The following is a 22,447-nucleotide window of genomic DNA, read 5'->3' on the forward strand; positions in this document are numbered from 1 at the left end:
GCCGATGCGCCACTCGCTGCTCCTCACCGCCACCGCCGTCGCACTCGTCGCGGGCGTCGCCACCGCGGACGCCCAGGCCCCGGCCTTCAGCCTGCGCGGCAACCAGGCCTCGGACCTGCCGAGCACCACCTCGCCGACCCAGCAGCAGAACCGCGCGGCCGGCGCCGCGGCGACCCTGTCGCCGGAGAACCCCAACACCGGCGCGGCACGGGGCGGTCCGGTCGCGACCCGCACCCGCCCCTCCCCGTTCGACGTCAACAACGACGGCCGCACACCCAGCGCGGACCTGCCCGACGACACGCCCGCCGCGCTGATCCAGCCGTCGACCACCATCTCGCCGCTCGCACCCGGCCAGCGCGCCACCGCATTGCCGCTCGACGCGATCAGCCAGGAGCAGCGCGACGACCTCGTCTCGCTGCTGCACGAATCCACCAACGAGGTGCGCGAGCTGCGCGTCGTGCTGGACAGCGACGCCGACTATGTCGAGGCGCTGGTCGACCGCCCGATCGTGCCGGAACGCACGCTGCGCCTGGAAGGCGAACTCGATTCGCGCTCCTGGAACGTCTACCTCACGGCGGCCGAGGCGGCGCGCGGCGGTACCCTGTCGCTCGCCTTCAGCAACTCCGTCCTGGTGCTGCCGGAAGGCTCGCGCCTGCACCTCTACCTCAACGGCCGCGAGATCATGGAGACGGCGATCGATTCGCCCGATCGCACCAAGGTCGTCACCCTGCCGGTGACGCCGGGCCTCCTGCGCGCCGGCGAGAACAACTTCCGCATCGAATCGGAGATGCGCCACCGGATCGACTGTTCGGTCAACGCCACCTACGAGCTGTGGACGCGGATCGACACCCGCCTCACCGGGTTTTCCGCCCAGGGCATCGGCAACGCCGTCTCCGGCCTGCCGGATATTCCGGCCATCGGCGTGGGCACCAACGGCGCCACCCGGCTGCGGGTGGTGATGGACCAGCCGTCGAACCCGACGCAGGTCGACCGGATGCTGAAGGTGGTGCAGGCCGTCGCCCTGCGCGGCCGCTTCGGCCAGCCGCTGGTGGAGGTGGTGCCCCCGGGGACCGAGCTGGAGCCCGTCGTCGGCACGCTGAACATCGTCATGGGCCCGGCCGCCGTGGTCGACGACATCGTCGGCAACCTCCCGTCGACGGCCAACGCGGTGCCCACCGTCGAGCTCGTCAACGACGATATCGGCCCGACCATCGTCATCACCGGCCCGACCGCGCGCGACGTCGACACCGCGCTCGCCGAGTTCGTGTCCGCCGCCGATTCCGGGCGCAACTGGGACCGTGAGCTGAACGGCCCGCTGGTCAACGGGTCGACCTCCCTCACCCTCGCCGACCTCGGGTTCGACACGATCGACTTCTCCGGTCGCCGCTTCCGGGCCGGCTTCAACGTGACGCTGCCGCCGGACTTCTACGCCGCGGCCTACGGCGAGGCCGAGATGCTGCTCGACGCGGCCTACTCGGCCTCGATCGACCCCAACAGCCAGCTCGTCATCTACGTGAACGGCGTCTCGTCGACCTCGGTGACCTTCGCCTCGGCCGACCGGCGCGTCTTCCGCGACTACCCCGTCTCGCTGGGCATGCAGGCGTTCAAGCCGGGCGTGAACCGGATCGAGATGGTCGCCGAGCTGCGCTCCGACGACGATACCGCCTGCCTGCCGGGGGCGACCGCGCCCTCGCAGGACCGGTTCGCCATCATGTCCTCCACGCGGCTGAACTTCCCGGACTTCGCGCGGATCGGCCAGTTGCCGAACCTCGCCTCGTTCGCCGCCAACGGCTTCCCCTACCAGATCGACGACCGGCCGGTGCGCGTCCTGGTCGGCGGCGACGCGCTCGACACCATCGGCGCCGCCGGCACGCTGATGAGCCGCATCGCCATCGGCCGCGGTGCCCCGCTGACGCTCAACGTCGTCGATCAGGTCGACCCCTATCGTGACCAGGGCCTCATCGTCATCGGCGCGCTGCCGGACATTCCGACCACGGTGCTGGAGGCGACCGGGGCCGAGAACGTCATCCCGTCGGCGTGGGATTCGCCGATCGGCGGCGGCCTGGGCGCCGAGGAACCGCAGGGTCTGGAGCAGTACGACGAGGTGCTGCGCCGCCTTCGCCGCCAGCTTCGCCAGGAGGACGCGCAGCTCAACCGCGCCGCCAACCTCAGCGATCCGGCCGCCCCCGCCGCGTCGGCCGGCCGCGGCGACAATCAGAACTGGTTCGAGGATCTCAGCGGCGACGGCGGCATCGCCGGCGCGATCGGCGACCTGCTGCGTCCGGTGCGCAATGCGTTCAACCTCAACTTCGACCTGGACTTCTCCTTCCTCAGCGACGCGCAGGACGAGTTGACGCCGGGCTCCATCCCGGCCGGCGCGTCTTTGCTGATGGTGCAGAACAACTCGCCCGACAACTCGACCGCCGCCTGGACCCTGGTCACGGCGCCGACGCCGGGCCTCCTGTCGACCTCGCTGGCCGCGCTCTCCACCCCCGAGGTGTGGGACCGGATCAGCGGACGCGCCGCCGCCTACACGCTGGAGAACAACGAGGTCGACACCGTGCGCGCGACGCGGGTCAGCTACATCGCGACGCTGCCGCCCTCGTTCGGCAACATGCGGCTGATCGCGGCCAACTGGTTCTCGATCAACAACGGCGTCTACGCCATCGCGCTGGTGGTGGCGGCCTTCCTGCTGGGATTCGTCACCTGGATCCTGGTCCGCCCGATGGGCCGCAAGAATTAATTTTCTGCGCGGTCCGCACCGGGGTGCGGGCCGTGCCGGCCTCCGGGGCGGCAGCATGCCGGTGCCGCAACGTCGGCTGCACCCCCGGCAAATAGATCTCCCAGCAGACTCAAGGCTCTGCATCCGGCCGAGGATTGCACCCGTCCCAGCCGGACGGCGGCGGGGGATCCGGGCCGATGCCGACCAGTCCCACAACCGTTCGTTAACCGTATTCGTTCAGGCTTGCGCGCAAATGAAGACGCAGGCACGAATCGAATCGGGCCTGCCCGGGCAGTCGGACGAATGGCGGAAGCTTCGCGAGGGCGTATGGTTAAGCACGCGACGAACAACAGGGACATCGAGCCTCCGTTTGCTTTGCGTCCGCCGCAGCCCGAACCGATTTCGGGCACGACGAACAGATTGAGATCTGCGTTTCGACGCAAAAGCGCCGATGCGCCATGGGCGACGGCCCCCGCCTTCAAGCCGATCGCGGTCGGCACCGCCGCGGCCATCGCCTTCGGCTTCATCTTCGACGTCGGCCCCTGGGAGGCGATCACCGGGCGGCTGAACAACTCCGCCGGCGCGCAGGAAGCCCCGCAGCTGCCGACGGCGAACGCCTTCGCCGAGCCCTCCGAGGCCGACCGGGCGGCGCTGCGCTACTTCGCCCGCGAAGGCGCCACCGAGCGGCTGGAGGCCGAGCTGCGCCGTCTGCGCGCGCTCTATCCCGGTTGGACGCCGCCGCGCGATCTCCTCGATCCGCAGGGCGAAGACACCGAGCTGCAACGCATCTACGACCTCGTCGGCGAGCAGAACTTCGACGAAGCGCGCCGCCTTCTCGCCGAGCGCCAGCGCCGCGATCCGACCTTCCAGACCCCGGCCCGCCTCGCCGCGCTGCTGGTGCTGGCCGAGGCGCGCGAGAACCTGCGCACCGCGTCCGAGGCGAGCAACTACGCCCAGGTGCTGCAGATCGCCGAGGACAACGAGCAGATCCTCACCTGCGAAGACCCCGATTCCATCTGGCGCGTCGCCGAGGCGTTCGCCGAGACCGGCCGCCCGCAGCGCGCCTACGACGCCTACGTCTACGTCATCGAAACGTGCGACGACGCCGGCACCCGCGCCGCCACGCTGCAAAAGGCCTCCGAGGAACTGGACACCTCTTACGTCTCGCGCCTCTTCGAATACGTGCCGACGGGGCAGGACGGCGAGCCGTCGCCGATGGCCGACGCGCAGCTCGACATCATCCGCGGCCTCGTCGCCCAAGCCGGGCAGGAAAACGCGCAGGGCCTGCTCGTCCCCCCCGAATGGATCGAGACGCTGGCCGACTTCGCCCGGACCGGCGCCAACCTCGATGACGCGATGCTGGTGGGCTACTACCTCTATCGCCAGGGGAGCCCCGCCGACGCGGCGCAGTGGTTCCGCTTCGCGCTCGATAATGGCCTCGGCTCGGACGCGGCGGAGGGGTACATCGTCGCCCTCCGCGCGACGGGGGATCGCGAGGATTCCTTCCTCGCTCGCGAGGTCGCCTACCAGTGGCGCGAGCAGACGCCCGAACTGATGGAAGCCTACCTCGACGCCGTCGCCACGATCCTGACGGCGGACGAATACGGCGAGACCTCGATCGAGGACGTCGAGCAGACCGCGGTGGACCGGTTCGCCCCGGTGGTGATCGAGCAGCGGGACGCCAACGGTGCGCAGGCACTGGGCTGGTACGCCTTCAACACCTGCCAGTTCATCATCGCCGAGGAGTGGTTCATCTCGTCGGCCAACTGGGTGCCGACCGAGGCGGCGATGTTCGGCCTGGCGCTGTCGCGGCTGCGGCTGGGCGACCAGATCGGCTTCGAGGAAGTCGTCGACGAGTGGGGCCCGCTCTACGAATCGGTGCAGCATCTGGCGACCGGCCTCGGCCGCGACGAGCCGATCGACCCGGTCAGCGGCGCCACCGACGATCCCACCGACGAGGTCGGCGTCGACTCGCTGATCTGCGATCCCGAGGAGCGTCGCCGCCTGCGCGAGCTGATCGTCGAGCAGCAGACGCGGAGCCAGGACCCGGTGTCCTTCACGCAGGCCGGCTCCCTCACCGCGGCGCAGGTGCGCCCCATGGCCGCCCGCCCCCAGGGCAGCGCCCGCCCCGACATCCCGCGGCGCTCCGTGGTGATCGACCCGAGCCGCCGGCCCGCCAAGTCGATCCTGCGCCAGGTGCAGCTGCAGTTGCCGCTGCCGACGCCGTCGCAGCAGCAGGTCCGGCCCGAGCCGCTGCAGCCGGCGCCGACGACCGTCGCCCCACCGCTCGGCACCACGGCTCCGGTGACGGTCGCCCCTGTCCGCCCCGCGCCGGTGGTGCGTGGCGTCGCGCCCGGCACGACGCAGCCGGTGGTGCGCCGGGCGACGCCCTCCACCGCCCTGACCTCGACCGGCGACACCGTCACCCGCCGGGTGCGCGGCGGCGTCACCGCGACACGCGCGACCGACAGCAAGGTGTTCGACATCGTCAATCGCCCGCGCACGGTGGTCCGGACCACCGGCGGCGGAGGTGGCGGCGGCGGCGGTACCGCGGCGCAACGGGCGCTGACCGCGCGGCAATACGGGCGCTGCGTCGCGATCACCGACGACGGTATCCGCGGCGGCCGCCTGTCGGCCCAGGACGCCTCGGCCCGCGGCTTCTGCCTGTTGCAGCTGAAGCGCCCGGTGGAGGCGGCCCAGGCCTTCCAACTCGCCAAGATGAGTTCGCGGGTCGGCAGCAGCACCAAGGCGGACGCCGTGTACGGCTCCACGCTGGCCTATATCGCCAGCAACATGACGAAGGAGGCCGCGGTCGCGGCGACGCAGGCGCCCCTGTCACGCCCGCGCCGCACCGAGTTGCAGACCGCGATCCTGACGCAGCGCGCCCTGGCCGCCAACCGGGACGGCCGCTACGTCGAGGCGCTCTACTTCCTCGACCAGCGCAACCGCATCGCCCCGCTGCAAAAGGACCTGATGCTGCTCCAGGGCTTCGCCTACCGCGACGCGGGCAACTACGCGGCGGCCGAGAAGATCTTCCGCGCGCTCGACAAGGCGGGCTCCACCCGCGACACCCGCGCCGGCTTGATCGCCCTGGCGGAGGGCAACCACCGGCCGATCGGCGGCGCCATCATCCGCTACTGAGCGCCCCCCAGCCACGACGCCACCAGAAGAGCCGGGCCCCGAGCCCGGCTCTTTCGCGTCGGCCCCCGCGCTCGCGCCGCCGCTCACTCCCCGCCGCCAGGCGCCACCGCGTGCACGGTAGCGGCCCTCACGGCGCCCTGGCGTGGTCTCTCTGTCGGCGCATCGCCGGCGGTCCGCGGTCAGACGAGCAGCGACCCCTGCGCCACCAACACCGCCTCTCCGGAAAGCGTCACGCGCTGCAACGCGCCGCCGGCCACCTCCGCCACGATGCCGATCCGGGACGGGCGCCCCATCTCGACGCCTTGGACGATGTCGACGGCGTGGGTGCCGTCGCCGGGCCCCTCGGCGAGATTGATGAGAGCGGCGAGGCATACCGCCGCCGCGCCGGTCGCGGGGTCCTCCGCCACGCCGGCCGCCGGTGCGAACATGCGCGTGCGGAACCCGTCCGGCCCCTTGGCGACGAGATAGACCTGCTTGGGCAGCCCCTCCAGCACGCCGGCGTGGGCCTCGACGTACCGCGCCGCCGCCAACACCTTCGGGCTGCGCAGCGGGACGGCGACGAACCCCGGTCCGCCGCGCAGCAGCGCGGGGCGGTAGACCTCGGTCACGATATCGTCGGGCGCGAGGTCGACGAGGCGGGCGAGAGCCTCGACCGGGAGGTCGACGAACTCGGCCGCCGGGAGGGGCGCGGCCAACGTGGCGCGGCGTACGGCGTCGCCGGTGATGGACACTTCGACGCGGCCCGCGGGCACCTGCAACACGACCTCGCGCGTCCCGTTGCGCAGCGCCAGCGCGATCGACCCGCCGACCGTGGGATGTCCGGCGAAGGCGAACTCCTCGCGAGGGGTGAAGATGCGGGCCGGAACGACGCCGCCGGCCGGCTCGCTCAGGAAGATCGTTTCCGACAGGTTGAATTCGGCCGCGATCGCCTGCATCCGTTCGGTGGACAATCCGTCCGCCTGATGGACCACGGCGAGCGGATTGCCGGCGAGCGGCGTCGCGGTGAACACGTCGAGAATGTCGTACGGTCGCATGCGCATGTCCTGCGTCAGTTCGTTATCCCTTTAGCATCACCTTCGCGGAGAGACCCGATGATCCGGACCATCCTCGCTCCTTCCCTGGCCATCGGCCTGGGCCTCGCGCTCGGCCTGGGCGTCGCCGGCGGTGCCGTGGCCGCCCAGTGTGGCAACGGACCGGGCGGCTTCAACACCTGGGTGGGGCAGTTCAAGCGCGAAGCCGTCGCGGCGGGGATCCGCCAGCGGACGGTGGACCAGGCGCTGGCGGGCGTCACCTACTCGAAGCGCGTCATCGGCTACGACCGCAACCAGAAATCGTTCAAGCTCTCGTTCGACCAGTTCTGGGCCCGCCGCGTGAACAACGCGATGATCCAGAGGGGGCGCTCCTTCATCCGCGACAATCGGGTGATGATGAGTTCCATCGAGCAGCGCTACGGCGTGCCTTCGGCGCTGGTGGTCGCGGTGTGGGCGCTGGAGACCGGCTTCGGCAGCAACAACGGCAACCTCCCCATCATCCGCTCGCTGGCGACGCTCTCCTACGACTGCCGCCGGTCCGAGTTCTTCACCGCCGAGCTGATGGCGGCGCTCAAGATCATCGACCGGGGCGACATGCGGGCGAACGAGATGGTCGGCGCCTGGGCCGGCGAGATCGGGCAGACGCAGTTCCTCGCCGAGCGCTACCTGAACTACGCGGTCGACTACGACGGCAACGGCAAGCGCGACCTCATGCGCTCGGTGCCTGACGTGCTGGCCTCGACCGCCAACTGGTTCTCCAGGAACGGCTGGCAGCGCGGACAGCCGTGGGGGCCGGGGACCGCGAACTACAACGTGATCGGCAAGTGGAACCGGGCCGACGTCTACAAGCAGACCATCGCACGCCTCGCCTCCGAAATCGCCCAGTGAGGCGGCTCGGGCGAGCCCGCCACCTCACCGCGCTGGCGGCCCTCGCCACGTCGACGGCCCTCGGCACACCGGCGGCCGTCGCCCAGCCCTGCATGTGCCTCACCTGCTTCCTGGGCGACAGCGAGGCGTTCCGCTCGTCCGGCGCCTCGATGATGCCCAACATCGCACCGCGCGCGTGTCTGGTGGTGGACCGCGGCGCGGCGGCACGCGCGGCGGTGAAGCCGGGCGACGTCGTCGCCTACCGCCGGGACGATCAGGACGGCACCATCTACCTCACCCGCATCGTCGCCACCGGCGGGCAGACGATCAGCCTCCACGGCGGGCGCGTCTCGATCGACGGGACGCCGATCGCGACCGAGAGGCTGGCCCCGCTCGACACGGCGGACGCGGTGCCGGCGACGCGCTGCCCCGAGCCGCGAGGCGACGCCTGCCGCGTCCCCCGCCTCGCCGAGACGCTGCCCAATGGTGCGCGCTACGAGGTGCTCGACGTGCTGGTCGACGGCATGCTCGACTTCATGCCCGAGCGCACCGTCCCCGCGGGTCACGTCTTCGGCCTCGCCGACAATCGCGACAACGGGATCGACAGCCGCGTGATGGAAACGGGACCCGGCTTCATCGCGCTGGATCAGATCGTCGGCCCGGTCACGACGGTGACGAAGGTCCCGCGATAGCTCAACGTGAGGCGGGCGCGTGCTCGGCGTGGAAGTGGTCGTAGACCCGCTTGGCGACGCTTTCGGAAATCCCGTCGACGGCGACCAGATCGTCGATCCCCGCCTTGGCCACCGCCTTGGCCGTGCCGAAATGTTTCAGCAGCGCGCGCTTGCGGGCGGCGCCGATGCCGGCGATGTCGTCCAGCGGGTTGGCCGTCAGCGCCTTCTTGCGCTTGGCACGGTGGGCGCCGATGGCGAAGCGGTGCGCCTCGTCGCGCAGGCGCTGGATGAAGTAGAGCACCGGGTCGCGCGGCGGCAGGCGGAACGGTTGGTGGCCGCGGCGGTGGAACTCCTCGCGCCCCGCGTCGCGGTCGACGCCCTTGGCGACACCCACCAGCGGCACGTCGGTGATGCCCAGCGCGTCGAGCACTGCGTGCGCGGCGGTGAGCTGGCCGGCGCCACCGTCGATCAGCACCAGGTCGGGCCAGGGGCCGAGCGTCCCTTCGTCGGCCCCGTCGTCGTCGGTGACGGCCTCACCGTCCGGCGCCTCGCGCGGCGCTTCCTTGAGGAGGCGTGAGAAGCGGCGCGTCAGCACCTCCTTCATCATGCCGAAGTCGTCGCCCGGGGTCAGGTCCTCGGACTTGATGTTGAACTTGCGGTAGTGCGGCTTGGAGAACCCCTCCGGCCCGGCGACGATCATCCCGCCGACCGCGTTGGTGCCCATGATGTGGGAGTTGTCGTAGACCTCGATCCGGCGCGGCGTGCGCTCCAGACCGAACGTCTCGCCGAGGCCCGCCAGCAGCTTGCCCTGGCTCGACTTCTCGGCGAGACGTCGCCCCAGCGCCTCGCGCGCGTTGGCGGCCGCGTGGTCGACCAGCTCCTTCTTGGCACCCCGCTGCGGCACCGCGACCTCGACCTTGCGCGCCGCCTTCTCGGAGAAGGCGAGCGCCAGGAGGTCGCGGTCCGGCACCTCGTGCGACAGGAGGATCATCCGCGGCACGGGCTTGTCGTCGTAGAACTGGGCGAGGAAGGCTTCGAGCACGGCGTCCGCCTCCAGCCCCTCGTCGCGCGGGTAGTAGGCGCGGTTGCCCCAGTTCTGCCCGGTGCGGAAGAAGAACACCTGCACGCACGTCTCCCCGCCCTCCTGGTGCACGGCGAAGACGTCGGCCTCCTCGATCCCCTGGGTGTTGATCCCCTGGTGACTGTCGACGTGGGAGAGCGCGGCGAGGCGGTCGCGGATGCGGGCCGCACGCTCGAACTCCAGCGCCTCGGCGGCTTCCTCCATCTCGGCGCCGAGGCGCTTGCGGATCGCTTTCGACTTGCCGGTCAGGAACGCCTTCGCCTCGCCGACCAGCCCGGCATAGTCGTCGATGGCGATCTCCTTGGTGCAGGGGCCCGAGCAGCGTTTGATCTGGTAGAGCAGGCACGGCCGGGTGCGCTGCTCGTAGACGGCGTCGGTGCAGGAGCGGATGAGGAACGCCTTCTGCAGCGCGTTGATCGTCCGATCCACCGCGCCGGCGGAGGCGAACGGGCCGTAATAGTCGCCCTTTCGCGAGTGGGCGCCGCGGTGCTTGATGATCTGCGGCGCCTCGTGGTCGCCGGTCAGCAGGATGTAGGGGAACGACTTGTCGTCCCGCAGCAGCACGTTGTAGCGCGGCCGGAAGCGCTTGATGAGGTTCGCTTCGAGGAGCAGCGCCTCGGTCTCGGTCTGCGTGGTGACGAACTCCATCGCGACGGTACGGTTGACCATCGACATGAGGCGCGAGGAGAGCCCCGTCGGCCGCGAATAGCTGACGACGCGCTTCTTCAGGCTGCGCGCCTTGCCCACGTAGAGGACGTCGCCGGCATCGTCGAGCATGCGATAGACGCCGGGCGCATTGGGGAGCCGCTTGACCGTCTCGGCGATGAGATCGAACCCGGTCTTCTCGATCCGCGTGCGGCGGAAGCGCACCTCCTCGATGCCGGCGGCGCGGCGCTCGGCGCTGGAGTGCGTCTCGCGCGCTCGCGTCGGAAGGTCGACCGCGACGACCGCGTCGGCGAACGCCTCCGAGGTGAGGTCCGCGTCGTCGCCCATCAACCCGCCACCACCGAGACGACCTCGGCGCCGAGCGCGTCGCGCAAAGCCTCGGGCGCGACGGAGAAGACGCTGTCCGGCCGGCCCGCGGCGCACCACACCACCGAGTGCGCCAGCAGCGCCTCGTCCATGACGACGGGCAGGTGCGTCAGGTGGCCGATGGGGGCGACGCCGCCGATGGCGAAGCCCGTCACCTCGCGCACGCGGCGTGCGTCGCAGCGCTCCAGCGGCCGCCCGATGCGGGCCGCGACCGCGGCGAGGTCCGCATTGTGGGCGCCCGACACCAGCAGCAGCAGCAATCCCTCGCCACTGCCGAAGACCAGCGACTTGACGATCTGCGCGACGTCGCAGCCGCAGGCGGTCGCCGCCTCGGCAGCGGTGCGGGTGGAGGCGTCCATGCGGCGGATCTCGATGGCGAGGCCGAGGCGGCGCGCGTCGGCGGCCACACGGTCGATCGAGGCCTTGGGGGGCGCGGTGCCCGGCTCGGAGGGCGGGGCGGCCGGGCGGGTCGGATCTGCAGGCTCACTCATGGCCCCAATCTGGCGTCCCGCTGCCTGCGCCGCAATCGCCGGATGCGCCCGGCACGGAACGATCACCGCTGATCCGCAATTTCACCGCAACGCGAAACAAGGCCACGGAGTGCGATCATGGACCTCGGGATCGACGGAAAGACGGCGCTGGTGACGGGCGGCAGCGGGGGCCTGGGCGCGGCGGCCGCCCGGCGCCTGGTGGAGGCCGGTGTCACCGTCTGGCTCAGCGACATCGACGAAGCCGAGCTCGCCGCGACCGCCGAGGCGCTGGGCGCACGCGCCGCGCCGGCGGACCTTGCCTCCACCCCCGGCGCCGAGGCGCTCTACCGTGCCACCGGCGACGTCGACATCCTGGTCCATGCCGCCGGCGTCACCGGGTCCAAGGGCGACCCGCTGGCGATGACGGACGCCGACTGGGACGAGGCGCATCAGACCGACTTCATGTCCGGCGTACGCGTCGCCCGGCTCTACGGACCGGCGATGATCGCGCGCGGCTGGGGGCGAATGGTGTTCATCACCTCGGAAAACGCGGCGCAACCCTACCCGGACGAGACGGTCTACAACGTCGCCAAGGTGGGACTGGCGAGCTTCGCCAAGTCGGTCTCCATGGCACATTCGGGCAAAGGGCTCCTTGCCAACTGCGTCGCCCCCGCCTTCATCGAGACGCCGATGACGGACGGCATGATGGAGAAGGAGGCCGCGAAACGCGGTGTCGGCAAGGAGGAGGCGATCGAGGCCTTCCTCGCCGAGCAGCGGCCCTACCTGGGATTGAAACGGCGCGGCAAGCCGGACGAGGTCGCCCCGGTGATCGCGCTGCTTTGTTCGGAGCTGGCGAGCTTCGTGACCGGGGCGAACTGGCGCGTAGACGGCGGCGCGGTGGGCAGCATCGAAATCTGACGGGGGTCAATCAAACTGCCTCGAAATGCAATCTATGATTGACGTTGGGCGCGTATTTTTGTAATTTACGGTAGCACGACATGTTCAACAAAGGCGGAAGTCTGATGCTGACGGAAAAAATTGAGCGGCACGACAAGTTTCGCGACGCTGCCGTACGCCGCGTTCGGAACGTCGAGACGACCCTGCGCCGCGTGCGGAACCTGTCGAACCCCAACTCCTATGCCTATACGGAGGAGGAGATCGATCACATCTTCAATCATCTGCAACAGGTGCTGGACCGCACCCGCGAGAGCTTCATCCGCCCGCTGGACCGGGGCGGCTTCACCCTCTGACTCCGGCGAGGGCGCGCGCCGGACCGCTGCGGGCACGGCGCGGGCCAGAGTGCTGACAACCGGGCGGTTCGTGTCGTAGCGCACGATTCGCGCGGAGGGCGCCGGCGCTGTGACGGCGGTCACAGCGCCCCCGGCAGGCCCGGCGCATCTTCCGGTCATCGACCGGAGGATACATCAGATGAAGACCCTCATCGCCGCAATCATCGCCATGGCCATCAGCCTGATGGCGGTCGTGGCGCAAGTGGCGGCCTATGCCGCCCCACTCCCCTCGCAGGCGTTGGCATCCGCCTTCGCGAAGGCCCCGCCGGCCGCGGTGGCGGACCCGCGAGCCTACGCCGCGGACGCCGCCATCGCACTCGGTGCGCACGAACTGGGACTCGTCTTCGCCGCCAGCGCCGCCGGCGTCGGCCCGCAGGCAGAGCGCTGACGGCTCGGGTCCGGCGGGCGGGCGAGGCCTGAGGCGGCCCCACCCGCCTCGTCTTACTGCGCCGTCGCCGGCTCGGTCGTCGCCGGGGGCGACGCTTGGGCCGGCGCTTGGGCCGGCGCGTCGGCGGCTTCGCTCTGGCGCGCGGTGATCTGGGCGCGCAGCGCCTCCAGGTCGGCCATGCCGGAAGCGATCTGCTCCTGCAGCGCGGTGCGGTTCTCTTCCAGCCGGGCGATCGCGCTTTGCAGCTCCTCGCGCTGGGAGCCGAGCGCGTCGAGGCTCTCCTGTTGCGACGCGCGGTCCGTCTTCAGCGAGGACACCGTGTCGTCCAGCGAAGTGCGCGCCTCGGTCAGCTCGTCGACGACCTTCTCCATCGTCGCGCGCTCGGTGGACAGCTCCGCCACCTCGGACGTTAGGTCGGACAGGCGGGCCTGCAACGCCTCGGCGTCGGCGGACGCGCCGTCGCGCTCGGCCGTCAGCGTCGCGACGTCGCTGCGCAGGGCGTCGAGCTGCGACTGCAGCTCGGTCTGCGACGCCTCGAGGTCGGCGAGCGTGGACTGCGCCGTCTCCTGCGCCGCCACGGCCGCCTCGCGGGCGGTGGTCGCCTCCTCGCGCGCGCTCGTCAGCGTGGCGATCTCGCCCTGGAGCGCCTCGTGTGCGTCCTCCGCATCGGCGACCTGGCTGTCGATCACACCGAGCTCTTCTTGCGCCGCCGCGACCTTCTCCTCCGCCGCCGTCAGGGCCGCCTCGGCGTCCGCCACCGCGGCCTGCATCGTGTCGCGCTCACCGGTCAGGGTGGCGATCTCGGCGCGCACCGCCTCGGCGTCACGCTCGGCCGCGGCCAGCGCGTCGGCCGCCTCGTCGCGCGCGGCCGCCGCCGCGTCGGCCTCGGCCTGCACCGAGGCAAGCTCGGCCTGGGCCGCCTGCACCGCCGCGCTCGCCTCGTCCCGCGCGCGCGTCGCGGTGGCAAGGTCGGCCTTCACCGTCTCCAGCTCGGCCGCCGTCTCGTCCAATTCGCTCGCGGTGGCCTTGCGGGTCGCGGCGGCCTCCTTGGTCTCGGCCTCGATGTCGGCGAGGTCGCCGGCCGCGGTGTCGATCGCGGCCATGAGCTCGTCGCGCGTGTCGCTCGCGGTCGCGGTGTCGGCCTCGAGCTTGGCGAGGGTCTCCTTCGCGGTCGCGATGTCGGCCAGCAGCCCGTCGCGCTCGTCGGTCGCGGCGGCGGTCTCGGCCGTCAGCGCAGTCAGGCTGTCGCGCGTCGTGGCGACATCGGCGGTCACCGTCTCGAGGTCGCCCTCGGCTTCGGTGGTGGCGGCCTCGGCGCGCTCCAGCGCGGCGGTGAGCTTGTCGATCGCGGCCGACAGCTCGTCCTGCGTGGCACGGCGCGCCTCGAGGGTGCCCTCGGCCTCGGCGATGCCTTCGGTCAACGTCGACTGCTCTTCGGTCAAGGCAGCGACGGCCTCCGTCAGCGTGTCGCGCTCGCCGTTGGCGGCCTCGATGGCGGACTTCACATCGCTCAGTGCGCCATTCTCGGAGCGCAGGGCCTCCAGTTCGGAGGTCAGCCGGGTCTGTTCGGTTCCTGCGTTCGTGCGGGCGGCGCTCAGAGCCGCCTGAAGCTCCTGGGATTGGCTCCAATAGTAGATGCCAGCACCGAGACTCACGATCGTAACGAGGATCAGAACGACGATGGCGGGACTGCGGACGGTCATAAGACAGTGCTCCTTTCGGCCAGCATGATTCGGTTTATCGACCACCAGGGTCTAACTTGTCGATCCACCTGCCCATACGATCCTCACATGCCGACCAGATGTCGCCATTTTGCCCGGCACAGCTTTGGTTGAAGTGCCCGCTAATTCATCAACCTGTCATTCAACCGTAGTCCCCGTGTCAAATCCCGCAGCTACGGCCAGCGCCTCGGACCCTTTGTTTGCGGGAGCGCGCGGTGGAACAGTTCCAGGAAAGCCAATACTCCGACATTGGTCGGCTATTGCAGATCGTCGAGGCGCTCCAGATGGAGCTGCCGGACCTCGTGCTCGGCTCCTACGGGCGCGACAGCTACACCGTCGCCGCCCCGGTGGCGGACTCGCCCATCGCCCAGGCCGGCTACTACTATGGTAGCAACGGCGCCGACACGATCCTCGGCAACACGGCCGACGACGCGCTCGCCGGCGGCCCTCGTGCCGACCTCGTCAACGGCCGCGCCGGCGACGACGTGGTCCTCGGCGGCAACGGCAACGACACCGTGCGCGGTCACATCGGCGACGATATCGTCTCCGGCGGCAACGGCAACGACCTCGTGCTGGGCGGCGACGGTGACGACACGATCAGCGGCGAGGCCGGCACCGACCGGCTGCGCGGCGGCGCGGGCGACGACCTCGTCACCGTCGGCACCGGGCGCAACTTCGTCAACGGCGGATCAGGCGAGGACAAGCTCGTCGTCGACGGCCTCCTCTCGGACTACTCGTTCGCGACGCGGGACGGCCTGACGATCCTCGTCGCCAAGGACGGCAGCGCGCGTCACCTCGTCCAAGGTGTCGAGACGATCGAGGACGCGGCCGGCAACACCGTCTCCGGCGAGGACGCGGGCGCGACGACGACGCTGCAACTCCTCCACGCCTCCGACCTCGAAGGCAACGCGGATGCCGTCGACGCGGCGCCGAACTTCGCCACCATCGTCGACGCGCTGCGCGGCGAGTACGAGACCACGCTCGTCCTCTCCTCGGGCGACAACTTCATCCCGAGCCCGTTCTCCAACGCGGCCGGCGCGGCGGATCCGGCGGTCCAGGCCCAGCTCAACGCGGTCCTGAACGACGTGCTGTCGGGCGCCACCGGCGACACCTATGCCGCGCTCGAGACCGACAAGGGCCGCTTCGACGTCGCCATCATGAACGCGATCGGCTTCGACGCCTCGGCCCTCGGCAACCACGAGTTCGACTTCGGCCAGGCGCAGCTCGCCCGCATCGTCGGCGCCGAGACCAACGGCACCGCGACCACCGCGGACGACACGTGGACCGGCGCGCTCTTCCCCTACCTTTCGGCCAACCTCGAGTTCGAGAGCGAGAGCGTCCTGTCGCCGCTGCTCGACGTGGACGGCGTCGCGGCCGACGAGAGCGGCGACGGCGTGATCGCGCCGTACGCCATCCTGGAGCAGAACGGCGAGACGTTCGGCGTCATCGGCGCGACGACGCAGCTCCTGGAGCAGGTCTCGTCCACCTTCGGCGATCCGAACAACCCGAACGACGACGTCAACGCCGCGCCGGGGGCGGACGACATGGCCGCGCTCGCGGCGGTGATCCAGCCGATCGTCGACGCGCTGGAGGCGCAGGGCGTCAACAAGATCATCCTCGCCTCGCATCTGCAGCAGTTCGCGCTGGAGAACGAACTCGCCACCCTCCTCGACGGCGTCGACATCTACCTCGCCGGCGGGTCCGACACGATCGTCGCCGATGCGACCGACCGCCTGGGCGAGGACGACGAGGCGGCCGCCGACTATCCCGTCATCGCCAAGGACGCCGGCGGCAACGACGTCGCCATCCTGTCGACCGACGGACAATACTCCTACGTGGGCCGCCTGGTGGTGGACTTCGACGCGGGCGGCAACCTCATCGCCTCGTCGATCGACGCGGCCGTCTCCGGCGCCTACATCACCGATGCGCAGGGCGTGCTCGACGTGACCGGCGCCGAGACGCTGGAGGAGGCGATCGCCGCGTCCGAGGCGGGTTCCGCCGTGCAGGCGCTGACGCAGACCATCGACGGCGCGGTCCTCGTCACCTCCGGGCAGAACTTCTTCGCCGACCAGGCGGTCGACCTCAACGGCGAGCGCGAGCCGGGCGTTCGCACCGAGGAGACCAACCTCGGCAACCTCACCGCCGACGCCAACCTCGCCTACGCCGACGCCATGACCGGCGAGGACGTGCTGGTGTCGATCAAGAACGGCGGCGGCATCCGCGCGTCGATCCCGCTCGGCGACGGCGTCATCTCCGAGCTGGAAGTGCAGCAGGTGCTGGCGTTCAACAACACGCTGTCGCTCATCTCCCTCACGCCCGAGGAGCTGGTGGCCGCGCTCGAGCACGGCGTCTCAGGCAGCGAGTACGACGCAAACGGCGAGCCGACCAACGCGCAGGGCCGCTTCCCGCAGGTCGCCGGCGTGCGCTTCTCGTTCGACCCGGCGCAGCCTGAGGGCGCGCGCATCGTCGACGTGATCGTCGAGGGAGCGGGTGCGAACGGCGAGGACGTGCAGATCCTCGACGACGGCGTGCTGACGGCGGCGGGCGAGAGCCTCGGCTCGATCCGCACCGTGACGCTGAACTTCCTCGCCGGCGGCGGCGACGGCTACCCCTTCGCCGACCTCGCGAACGCGAACCGGGTCGACCTCTTCGACGACCAGGTGATCGCCGACGGCGAGGCGCAGTTCACCAACGTCGGCACCGAGCAGGACGCGCTCGCCGAGTACCTCATCGCCAACCACGGCGTCGATGCCGACCCCACCAACGACGTCGCCATCGTCGATACGTCGGCCGACCTCGACACGCGCATCGTCAACCTGGCGGTGCCGGGCGCGATGGACATCGACCTCGCCGCCTGAGCGAGGCGCACGGCGCAGCACCGAAGAGGGGGCTCCGGCCCCCTTTTTTCGTGTCCAATCGCCGGGTGCGAATTTTCGTCTTCATGTGGACAGCGGCGGCACGGAGCGCGACACTCGTCGAGGTGCAACGGAAAGGCTCCCATGTCCGCGAAACTGTCCGCGATCGGCACGACACTCGGGGCGACGTTGTGCGCGACGCTCGGCTCTCTCGGTCCCGCGCTCGGCCAGGGGGCCGCGCCGCAGGTGACGCTCCAGCTGCTGCACGCCTCGGATCTCGAAGGTAACGCCGGGGCGGTCGAGAATGCGCCCAACTTCGCGACCATCGTCGACGCGCTGCGCTCGGCGAACGAGGCGACCCTGGTCATCTCGGCCGGCGACAACTTCATCCCGAGCCCCTTCTCGAACGCGGCCGGCGCGCCCAATCCGCGCGTGAAGATGGCGCTCGATTCCGCGCTCGACGAGGCGATGGCCGCCGCCGGGATCGACGCGTCCGGCCTCGAGACGGCGATCGGCCGGTTCGACGTCGCGATCATGAACGTCATCGGCTTCGACGCCTCGGCGCTCGGCAATCACGAGTTCGATTTCGGCCAGGTGCCGCTGGTCGACATCATCGCCGAGCGCGACACGTGGACCGGGGCGCTGTTCCCCCTCCTTTCGGCCAACCTGGTCGTCGGGCGGGACAGCGCGCTGGCGCCGGTGCACCAGGACCTCGGCCTCGGGGTCGGCGAAAGCGGCGCCGGGACCATCGCGCCCTACGCGATCCTGGAGGCGGGCGGTGCGCAGTACGGCGTCATCGGCCTCACCACGCCGCTCCTGTCGACCATCTCCTCCCCCGGCGGCGACCCCAACACGATCGAGGACGACGTCACCACCGAGCCGACCTGGAACAACATGGAGGCGCTCGCCGCCGTGCTGCAGCCGGTGGTCGACGAGCTGGCCGAGAAGGGCGTCACCCGGATCATCGTCACCTCGCACCTGCAGCAGATCGCGCTGGAGGAGCAGCTGGCGGGCATGGTGACCGGGGTGGACATCTTCATCGCCGGCGGCTCCGACACGCGCCTCGCCGACGCGACCGACACGCTGCGCGAGCGCCACGAGGCGCAAGGCCCCTACCCGATCCTCACCAAGGACGCCGCCGGTAACGACGTCGCCATCGTCTCGACCGACGGGCAATACTCTTACGTCGGCCGCCTGGTGGTCGGCTTCGACGAGGAGGGCCGCCTTCTACCCGGCACGATCGACCCCGCCGTCTCCGGTGCCTACGCCACGGACGAGGCGGGCGTGCTCGCCGTGACCGGCGCACCCGACCTCGACAGCGCGATCGCCGGTTCCACCGCCGGCAGCGCGGTCGAGGGGTTGGTGACGGCGCTGGCGGACGCGGTGCTGACCACCTCGGGCGCGACCTTCTACGCCGACCTCGCGGTGCCGCTGAACGGCGACCGCGCACCGGGCGTGCGCACCGAGGAGACCAACCTCGGCAATCTGACGGCCGACGCCAACCTCGCCGCCGCCAAGGCGCTGACGAACGAAACGGTGCTCGTCTCGCTGAAGAACGGCGGTGGCATCCGCGCCTCGATCCCGCTCGACGACGAGAAGATCTCGGAGCTGGAGATCCAGCAGGTGCTGGCTTTCAACAACGCGCTGTCGCTGGTGACGCTGACGCCCGAGCAGCTCGTCGCCATCCTGGAGTACGGCATTTCGGCGAGCACATACGCCGAGGACGGCACGCCCACCAACGCCGAGGGCCGCTTCCCGCAGGTCGCCGGCGTCTCCTTCGCGTTCGACCCGGCCGCCCCCGGGGGGAGCCGCATCACCGAGGTGACGCTCCCCGGCGCCGGTCCCGACGGGGCCGACATGACGATCTACGCCGACGGTACCTACACCGACGACGCCGAGGCGTTCGCCGACGGCATCCGCGTCGTGACGCTGAGCTTCCTGCTGGCGGGCGGCGACGGCTACCCCTACCCGTCCTTCGTCGAGGCGGACGCCGCGTTCGCCGACCCGGTCGACCTGATGAAGAAGGACGTGATCGCCGACGGTGCGGCGCAGTTCACCAACGTCGGCACCGAGCAGGACGCGCTGGCGGAATACCTCGCCAGCCTCGGCACCCCGGTCGACATGGCCGACACGCCGGCCGGCGAGGACGAGCGCATCCGCAACGCGCTCGCCAGGTAGCCGCGTGAAGGAGCCGGGCGCCGCCCACGCGGGCCGGCGCCCGTCTACTCGGCGGCGTCGCGACGCAGCGCGGTGTCGATCATCGCGCGCGTCTCCGGCACGCCGTAGAGGGCGACGAACGAGCCGAAGCGCGGGCCCTGCTCTTGGCCGAGCAGCACCTGGTAGAGCGCGCCGAACCACTCGCGAAGCTGCTCGAAGTGGGCCTTGCCGACCTCGTAGACCTCGTTCTGGATGTCCTCGGCGGAGGCGCCCTCCATCCCGTCCAGACGCGCCGACAGCTCCTCCATCGCCTGCCGCTCCACCGGCGTCGGCGCGCGGAAGGTCTTCGCCGGCGCCACGAAGTCCGCGAAGTAGCGGATCGCGTAGCCGACGAGCTGGTCGAGCTCCGGCTCGGTCTGCGGCGTCGCCCCCGGCGCGTAGCGCGAGATGAAACCCCAAAGCACGTCCCGGCTCTGCGAGTTGGAAGCCGAGACGAGGTTGAGCAGCATCGCGAACGAGATCGGCGTGCCGCGCGCGGTCTCCGGCGCGCCCTTGATATGCCAGACCGGATTCTCCAGCCGCTTCGCCTCGTCCTCGTCCGCATACTTCGCCGCGAAGGTGAAGTACTCGTCCACCGCCTTGGGGATGATGTCGAAGTAGAGCCGCTTGGCGGTCTTCGGCTTCTGGAACATGAAGAGGCTGAGGCTCTCCGGCGAGGCGTACGTCAGCCACTCCTCCACCGCGAGGCCGTTGCCCTTGGTCTTGGAGATCTTCTCGCCCTTCTCGTCGAGGAAGAGTTCGTAGTTGAAGCCGGCCGGCGGGGTGCCCCCCATCGCGCGGCAGATCTTGGACGACTGCGTCACCGAGTCGATCAGGTCCTTGCCGGCCATCTCGTAGTCGACCTCGAGCGCGTACCACCGCATCGCCCAGTCGGCCTTCCACTGCAACTTCGCGTGGCCGCCCGTGACCGGGGTCTCGAACGTCTTGCCGTTCGCGTCCGTCCAGGTGATCGTCCCGGCGTCGACGTCGCGCGCGATCAGCGGCACCTGCTCGACGACGCGGGTCTCGGGGTGGATCGGCAGGAAGGGCGAGTAGGTGGCGCGCCGCTCCGGGCCGAGGGTCGGGAGCATGATCTCCATCACCTTGTCGTAGGCGGCGAGCATCGCCAGCAACGCCGCGTCGAAGGCGCCGGAGCGATACATCTCGGTGGACGAGACGAACTCGTACTCGAAGCCGAAATCGTCCAGGAAGGCGCGAAGACGGGCGTTGTTGTGGTGCGCGAAGCTCTGGTGCGTGCCGAACGGGTCGGGTACGTCGGTCAGCGGCTGGCCGAGGAACGGCTGCAGCATCTCCTGGTTGGGCAGCGTCGGCGGAATCTTGCGCATCCCGTCCATGTCGTCCGAGAAGGCGATCAGGCGCGTCGGCGCACCGTCGGTCAGCGCTTCGTAGGCGCGCCGCACCATCGTGGTGCGGGCCACCTCGCCGAAGGTGCCGATGTGCGGCAGGCCGGACGGGCCGTACCCGGTCTCGAAGATCGCGGGGCGGTCCTCGCCGCCGAGACGCTGGACGACCTTCTTCGCCTCCTCGAAGGGCCAGGCGCGGGCGTTCTGTGCGGCGGCGCTCATTGCGGGCCTCCGTGATGGGCGGACGTCGCCGCCGAGGGAACCAGGATCACAGGCGCTCGCGGCGCCAGCGGACGGACCGACACGCGTTCGGCTTTTTTCGAACCGTGGAGGATCGGCTCGTCAGGGCTCCGGGTGTTGGTCCGCGTGATCATGGCATCGTCCGATAAGAATTGAGGATCGCGACCGGCGCATCGGAAGTGCTGCGGTGTCCCCGGCCGACGAGCCGGACGACCGCGGCGACGGGCGCGGCGCGTCCCTCTCTGTTGCCGTCACTTGGGCCAATACTCAACCCGCGGCGGTGCAAATGCCGTGTCGCGCCGGCGCAATTTTTCCGCTCGCACGTCACGGTGCCGGCCCGTGTCGGCCCGCCGGGCCGCGGCCGGTGCCACGGGCCGGTGGCACGACACGGCACATGTAGCGTGCGCTTCATCAAGATGCTAAGGGGCAACCAATACTCGAAATAAACCGGACGGAACATGGATCAGCCGATTTCCCATCACGAGGCCCTGGTCTTCGCCATGGTCACGATGTCCGCCGTCGACCGTACGATGACCGATTCGGAGCTGAAACGGATCGGTGAGATCGTCGAGACGGTGCCGGTGTTCCGCGACTTCGATTCCGAGCGCCTGGTGCACCTGGCCGAGACCTGCGGCGAGATCCTGCAGGAGGACGACGGCCTGGACACGGTGCTGGACCTGATCGCGACCTGCGTGCCCAAGTACCTGCACGAAACCGCCTATGCGCTGGCGGTCGAGGTCGCGGCGGCGGACCTGCGCATCCAGCAGGAGGAGCTGCGTTTCCTCGCCATGCTGCGCGACCGCCTCGGCCTCGAGAAGCTGATCGTCGCCGCGCTCGAGCGGGGCGCCCGCGCCCGCCACCGCACCATCCAGGCCAGCTGATCCCGGCGGGGCCTCACGGGCCCCGACCCCACGCGCCGGCCCTCGCCGCGCCGCTCAGTTGACCGACGAGCGGGTGTTCGGAAGGTCGAGCGAAAAAGCGGGGACATCCACCAGAAAACTCGACCCGTCGGCGCGCTCCATCTCGTATCGGCCGACCATGAAGCCCGACGGCGTCGTCAGCGGACAACCTGAGGTGTAGGAAAAGCTCTCGCCCGGCTCCAGTTGCGGCTGCTCGCCGACGACGCCGGCCCCGTCCACCTCCTGCACGTCCCCGTTGGAATCGGTGATCGTCCAGTGGCGACGCCGCAGCCGCACGGTCTCGCCGCCGAGATTGGTGATGGTCACCGAATAGGCCCAAACGTAGCGGCGCAACTCGGGCGCCGAGTGCTCCGACAGGTACGTCGGCTCGACTTCGACTTCGATGGATTGCGTCGTGGCTTTGTACATATTCGAGGGATAGCGTCGGGCCAGGCGGCGGAATGCTCACGAGGGGTGTCG

General features: G+C 70.3%; 16 protein-coding genes. 10 read left to right on the top strand and 6 right to left on the bottom strand.

Going from position 1 to position 22,447, the window contains the following annotated elements; translation table 11 throughout:
- Window positions 1-4 precede the first annotated feature (4 nt).
- Window positions 5-2,743 (top strand): cellulose biosynthesis cyclic di-GMP-binding regulatory protein BcsB, encoded by a 2,739-nt coding sequence (locus tag MRB58_RS07285; RefSeq protein ID WP_244781063.1) that lies wholly within the window; start codon window positions 5-7, stop codon window positions 2,741-2,743.
- A gap of 399 nt (window positions 2,744-3,142) precedes the next feature.
- Complete coding sequence (locus MRB58_RS07290) at window positions 3,143-5,863, top strand: hypothetical protein (protein WP_244781064.1); 2,721 nt, start codon at window positions 3,143-3,145, stop codon at window positions 5,861-5,863.
- A 179-nt stretch (window positions 5,864-6,042) separates the two neighbouring features.
- On the opposite strand, the gene MRB58_RS07295 is transcribed toward MRB58_RS07290, so the two are convergent.
- A complete protein-coding gene (locus tag MRB58_RS07295; RefSeq protein ID WP_244781065.1) occupies window positions 6,043-6,897 on the bottom strand; it encodes a PhzF family phenazine biosynthesis protein in 855 nt (284 codons plus the stop codon).
- 57 nt (window positions 6,898-6,954) lie between these two features.
- Between MRB58_RS07295 and MRB58_RS07300 the strand changes: the two genes are divergently transcribed.
- Together MRB58_RS07300 and lepB are read left to right on the top strand one after the other, a co-directional pair.
- Window positions 6,955-7,782 carry a lytic transglycosylase domain-containing protein gene (locus MRB58_RS07300; RefSeq protein WP_244781066.1) on the top strand — a complete coding sequence of 276 codons (828 nt, stop codon included), beginning with the start codon at window positions 6,955-6,957 and terminating at the stop codon, window positions 7,780-7,782.
- Complete coding sequence (gene lepB / locus MRB58_RS07305; protein ID WP_244781067.1) at window positions 7,779-8,453, top strand: signal peptidase I; 675 nt, start codon at window positions 7,779-7,781, stop codon at window positions 8,451-8,453. Before MRB58_RS07300 ends, lepB begins: the two co-directional genes overlap by 4 nt.
- A gap of 1 nt (window position 8,454) precedes the next feature.
- Here the strand turns inward: lepB and uvrC are convergent, their stop codons facing one another.
- Window positions 8,455-10,506, bottom strand: a complete 2,052-nt coding sequence (gene uvrC / locus MRB58_RS07310; RefSeq protein WP_244781068.1) for an excinuclease ABC subunit UvrC — start codon at window positions 10,504-10,506, stop codon at window positions 8,455-8,457.
- Window positions 10,506-11,036 (bottom strand): YbaK/EbsC family protein, encoded by a 531-nt coding sequence (locus MRB58_RS07315; RefSeq protein WP_244781069.1) that lies wholly within the window; start codon window positions 11,034-11,036, stop codon window positions 10,506-10,508. Before MRB58_RS07315 ends, uvrC begins: the two co-directional genes overlap by 1 nt.
- A 117-nt stretch (window positions 11,037-11,153) precedes the next feature.
- Between MRB58_RS07315 and MRB58_RS07320 the strand changes: the two genes are divergently transcribed.
- The 3 genes from MRB58_RS07320 (at window position 11,154) to MRB58_RS07330 (ending at window position 12,692) form a co-directional block, all read left to right on the top strand.
- The gene (locus tag MRB58_RS07320; RefSeq protein ID WP_244781070.1) at window positions 11,154-11,933 is read left to right on the top strand and encodes an SDR family NAD(P)-dependent oxidoreductase; all 780 of its coding nucleotides are present in this window, start codon (window positions 11,154-11,156) and stop codon (window positions 11,931-11,933) included.
- A gap of 104 nt (window positions 11,934-12,037) precedes the next feature.
- Window positions 12,038-12,265 (top strand): hypothetical protein, encoded by a 228-nt coding sequence (locus tag MRB58_RS07325; RefSeq protein ID WP_244781071.1) that lies wholly within the window; start codon window positions 12,038-12,040, stop codon window positions 12,263-12,265.
- Between the two features lie 178 nt (window positions 12,266-12,443).
- Window positions 12,444-12,692, top strand: a complete 249-nt coding sequence (locus MRB58_RS07330) for a hypothetical protein (RefSeq protein ID WP_244781072.1) — start codon at window positions 12,444-12,446, stop codon at window positions 12,690-12,692.
- A gap of 53 nt (window positions 12,693-12,745) precedes the next feature.
- Here the strand turns inward: MRB58_RS07330 and MRB58_RS07335 are convergent, their stop codons facing one another.
- Window positions 12,746-14,395 (bottom strand): hypothetical protein, encoded by a 1,650-nt coding sequence (locus MRB58_RS07335; RefSeq protein ID WP_244781073.1) that lies wholly within the window; start codon window positions 14,393-14,395, stop codon window positions 12,746-12,748.
- Window positions 14,396-14,628: 233 nt separating this feature from the next.
- On the opposite strand from MRB58_RS07335, the gene MRB58_RS07340 reads away from it, so the two are divergent.
- Complete coding sequence (locus MRB58_RS07340; protein ID WP_244781075.1) at window positions 14,629-17,271, top strand: 5'-nucleotidase C-terminal domain-containing protein; 2,643 nt, start codon at window positions 14,629-14,631, stop codon at window positions 17,269-17,271.
- A 141-nt stretch (window positions 17,272-17,412) separates the two neighbouring features.
- On the top strand, window positions 17,413-19,446 hold the full coding sequence (locus MRB58_RS07345; RefSeq protein WP_244781076.1) for a bifunctional UDP-sugar hydrolase/5'-nucleotidase: 2,034 nt from the start codon (window positions 17,413-17,415) through the stop codon (window positions 19,444-19,446).
- Between the two features lie 44 nt (window positions 19,447-19,490).
- Here MRB58_RS07345 and MRB58_RS07350 read toward each other — a convergent pair whose 3' ends face one another.
- A complete protein-coding gene (locus MRB58_RS07350; protein ID WP_244781077.1) occupies window positions 19,491-21,050 on the bottom strand; it encodes a lysine--tRNA ligase in 1,560 nt (519 codons plus the stop codon).
- Window positions 21,051-21,526: 476 nt separating this feature from the next.
- On the opposite strand from MRB58_RS07350, the gene MRB58_RS07355 reads away from it, so the two are divergent.
- Window positions 21,527-21,949, top strand: coding sequence for a tellurite resistance TerB family protein (locus MRB58_RS07355; RefSeq protein ID WP_244781078.1), 423 nt, complete (start codon window positions 21,527-21,529; stop codon window positions 21,947-21,949).
- Between the two features lie 54 nt (window positions 21,950-22,003).
- Here the strand turns inward: MRB58_RS07355 and apaG are convergent, their stop codons facing one another.
- Window positions 22,004-22,396, bottom strand: a complete 393-nt coding sequence (apaG, locus tag MRB58_RS07360) for a Co2+/Mg2+ efflux protein ApaG (RefSeq protein WP_244781079.1) — start codon at window positions 22,394-22,396, stop codon at window positions 22,004-22,006.
- Window positions 22,397-22,447: the final 51 nt, after the last annotated feature.

Origin of the sequence: Acuticoccus sp. I52.16.1, assembly GCF_022865125.1 — a bacterium.
Lineage (GTDB): Bacteria > Pseudomonadota > Alphaproteobacteria > Rhizobiales > Amorphaceae > Acuticoccus.

Excerpts from the sequence above, each read along its gene's own strand:
- MRB58_RS07295 (WP_244781065.1), bottom strand. The coding sequence starts at position 6,897 with ATGCGACCGTACGACATTCTCGACGTGTTCACCGCGACGCCGCTCGCC.
- MRB58_RS07300 (WP_244781066.1), top strand. The coding sequence starts at position 6,955 with ATGATCCGGACCATCCTCGCTCCTTCCCTGGCCATCGGCCTGGGCCTC.
- MRB58_RS07320 (WP_244781070.1), top strand. The coding sequence starts at position 11,154 with ATGGACCTCGGGATCGACGGAAAGACGGCGCTGGTGACGGGCGGCAGC.
- MRB58_RS07325 (WP_244781071.1), top strand. The coding sequence starts at position 12,038 with ATGCTGACGGAAAAAATTGAGCGGCACGACAAGTTTCGCGACGCTGCC.
- MRB58_RS07345 (WP_244781076.1), top strand. The coding sequence starts at position 17,413 with ATGTCCGCGAAACTGTCCGCGATCGGCACGACACTCGGGGCGACGTTG.
- MRB58_RS07330 (WP_244781072.1), top strand. The coding sequence starts at position 12,444 with ATGAAGACCCTCATCGCCGCAATCATCGCCATGGCCATCAGCCTGATG.
- apaG (WP_244781079.1), bottom strand. The coding sequence starts at position 22,396 with ATGTACAAAGCCACGACGCAATCCATCGAAGTCGAAGTCGAGCCGACG.
- MRB58_RS07285 (WP_244781063.1), top strand. The coding sequence starts at position 5 with ATGCGCCACTCGCTGCTCCTCACCGCCACCGCCGTCGCACTCGTCGCG.
- MRB58_RS07355 (WP_244781078.1), top strand. The coding sequence starts at position 21,527 with ATGGATCAGCCGATTTCCCATCACGAGGCCCTGGTCTTCGCCATGGTC.
- uvrC (WP_244781068.1), bottom strand. The coding sequence starts at position 10,506 with ATGGGCGACGACGCGGACCTCACCTCGGAGGCGTTCGCCGACGCGGTC.
- MRB58_RS07335 (WP_244781073.1), bottom strand. The coding sequence starts at position 14,395 with ATGACCGTCCGCAGTCCCGCCATCGTCGTTCTGATCCTCGTTACGATC.
- MRB58_RS07315 (WP_244781069.1), bottom strand. The coding sequence starts at position 11,036 with ATGAGTGAGCCTGCAGATCCGACCCGCCCGGCCGCCCCGCCCTCCGAG.
- MRB58_RS07350 (WP_244781077.1), bottom strand. The coding sequence starts at position 21,050 with ATGAGCGCCGCCGCACAGAACGCCCGCGCCTGGCCCTTCGAGGAGGCG.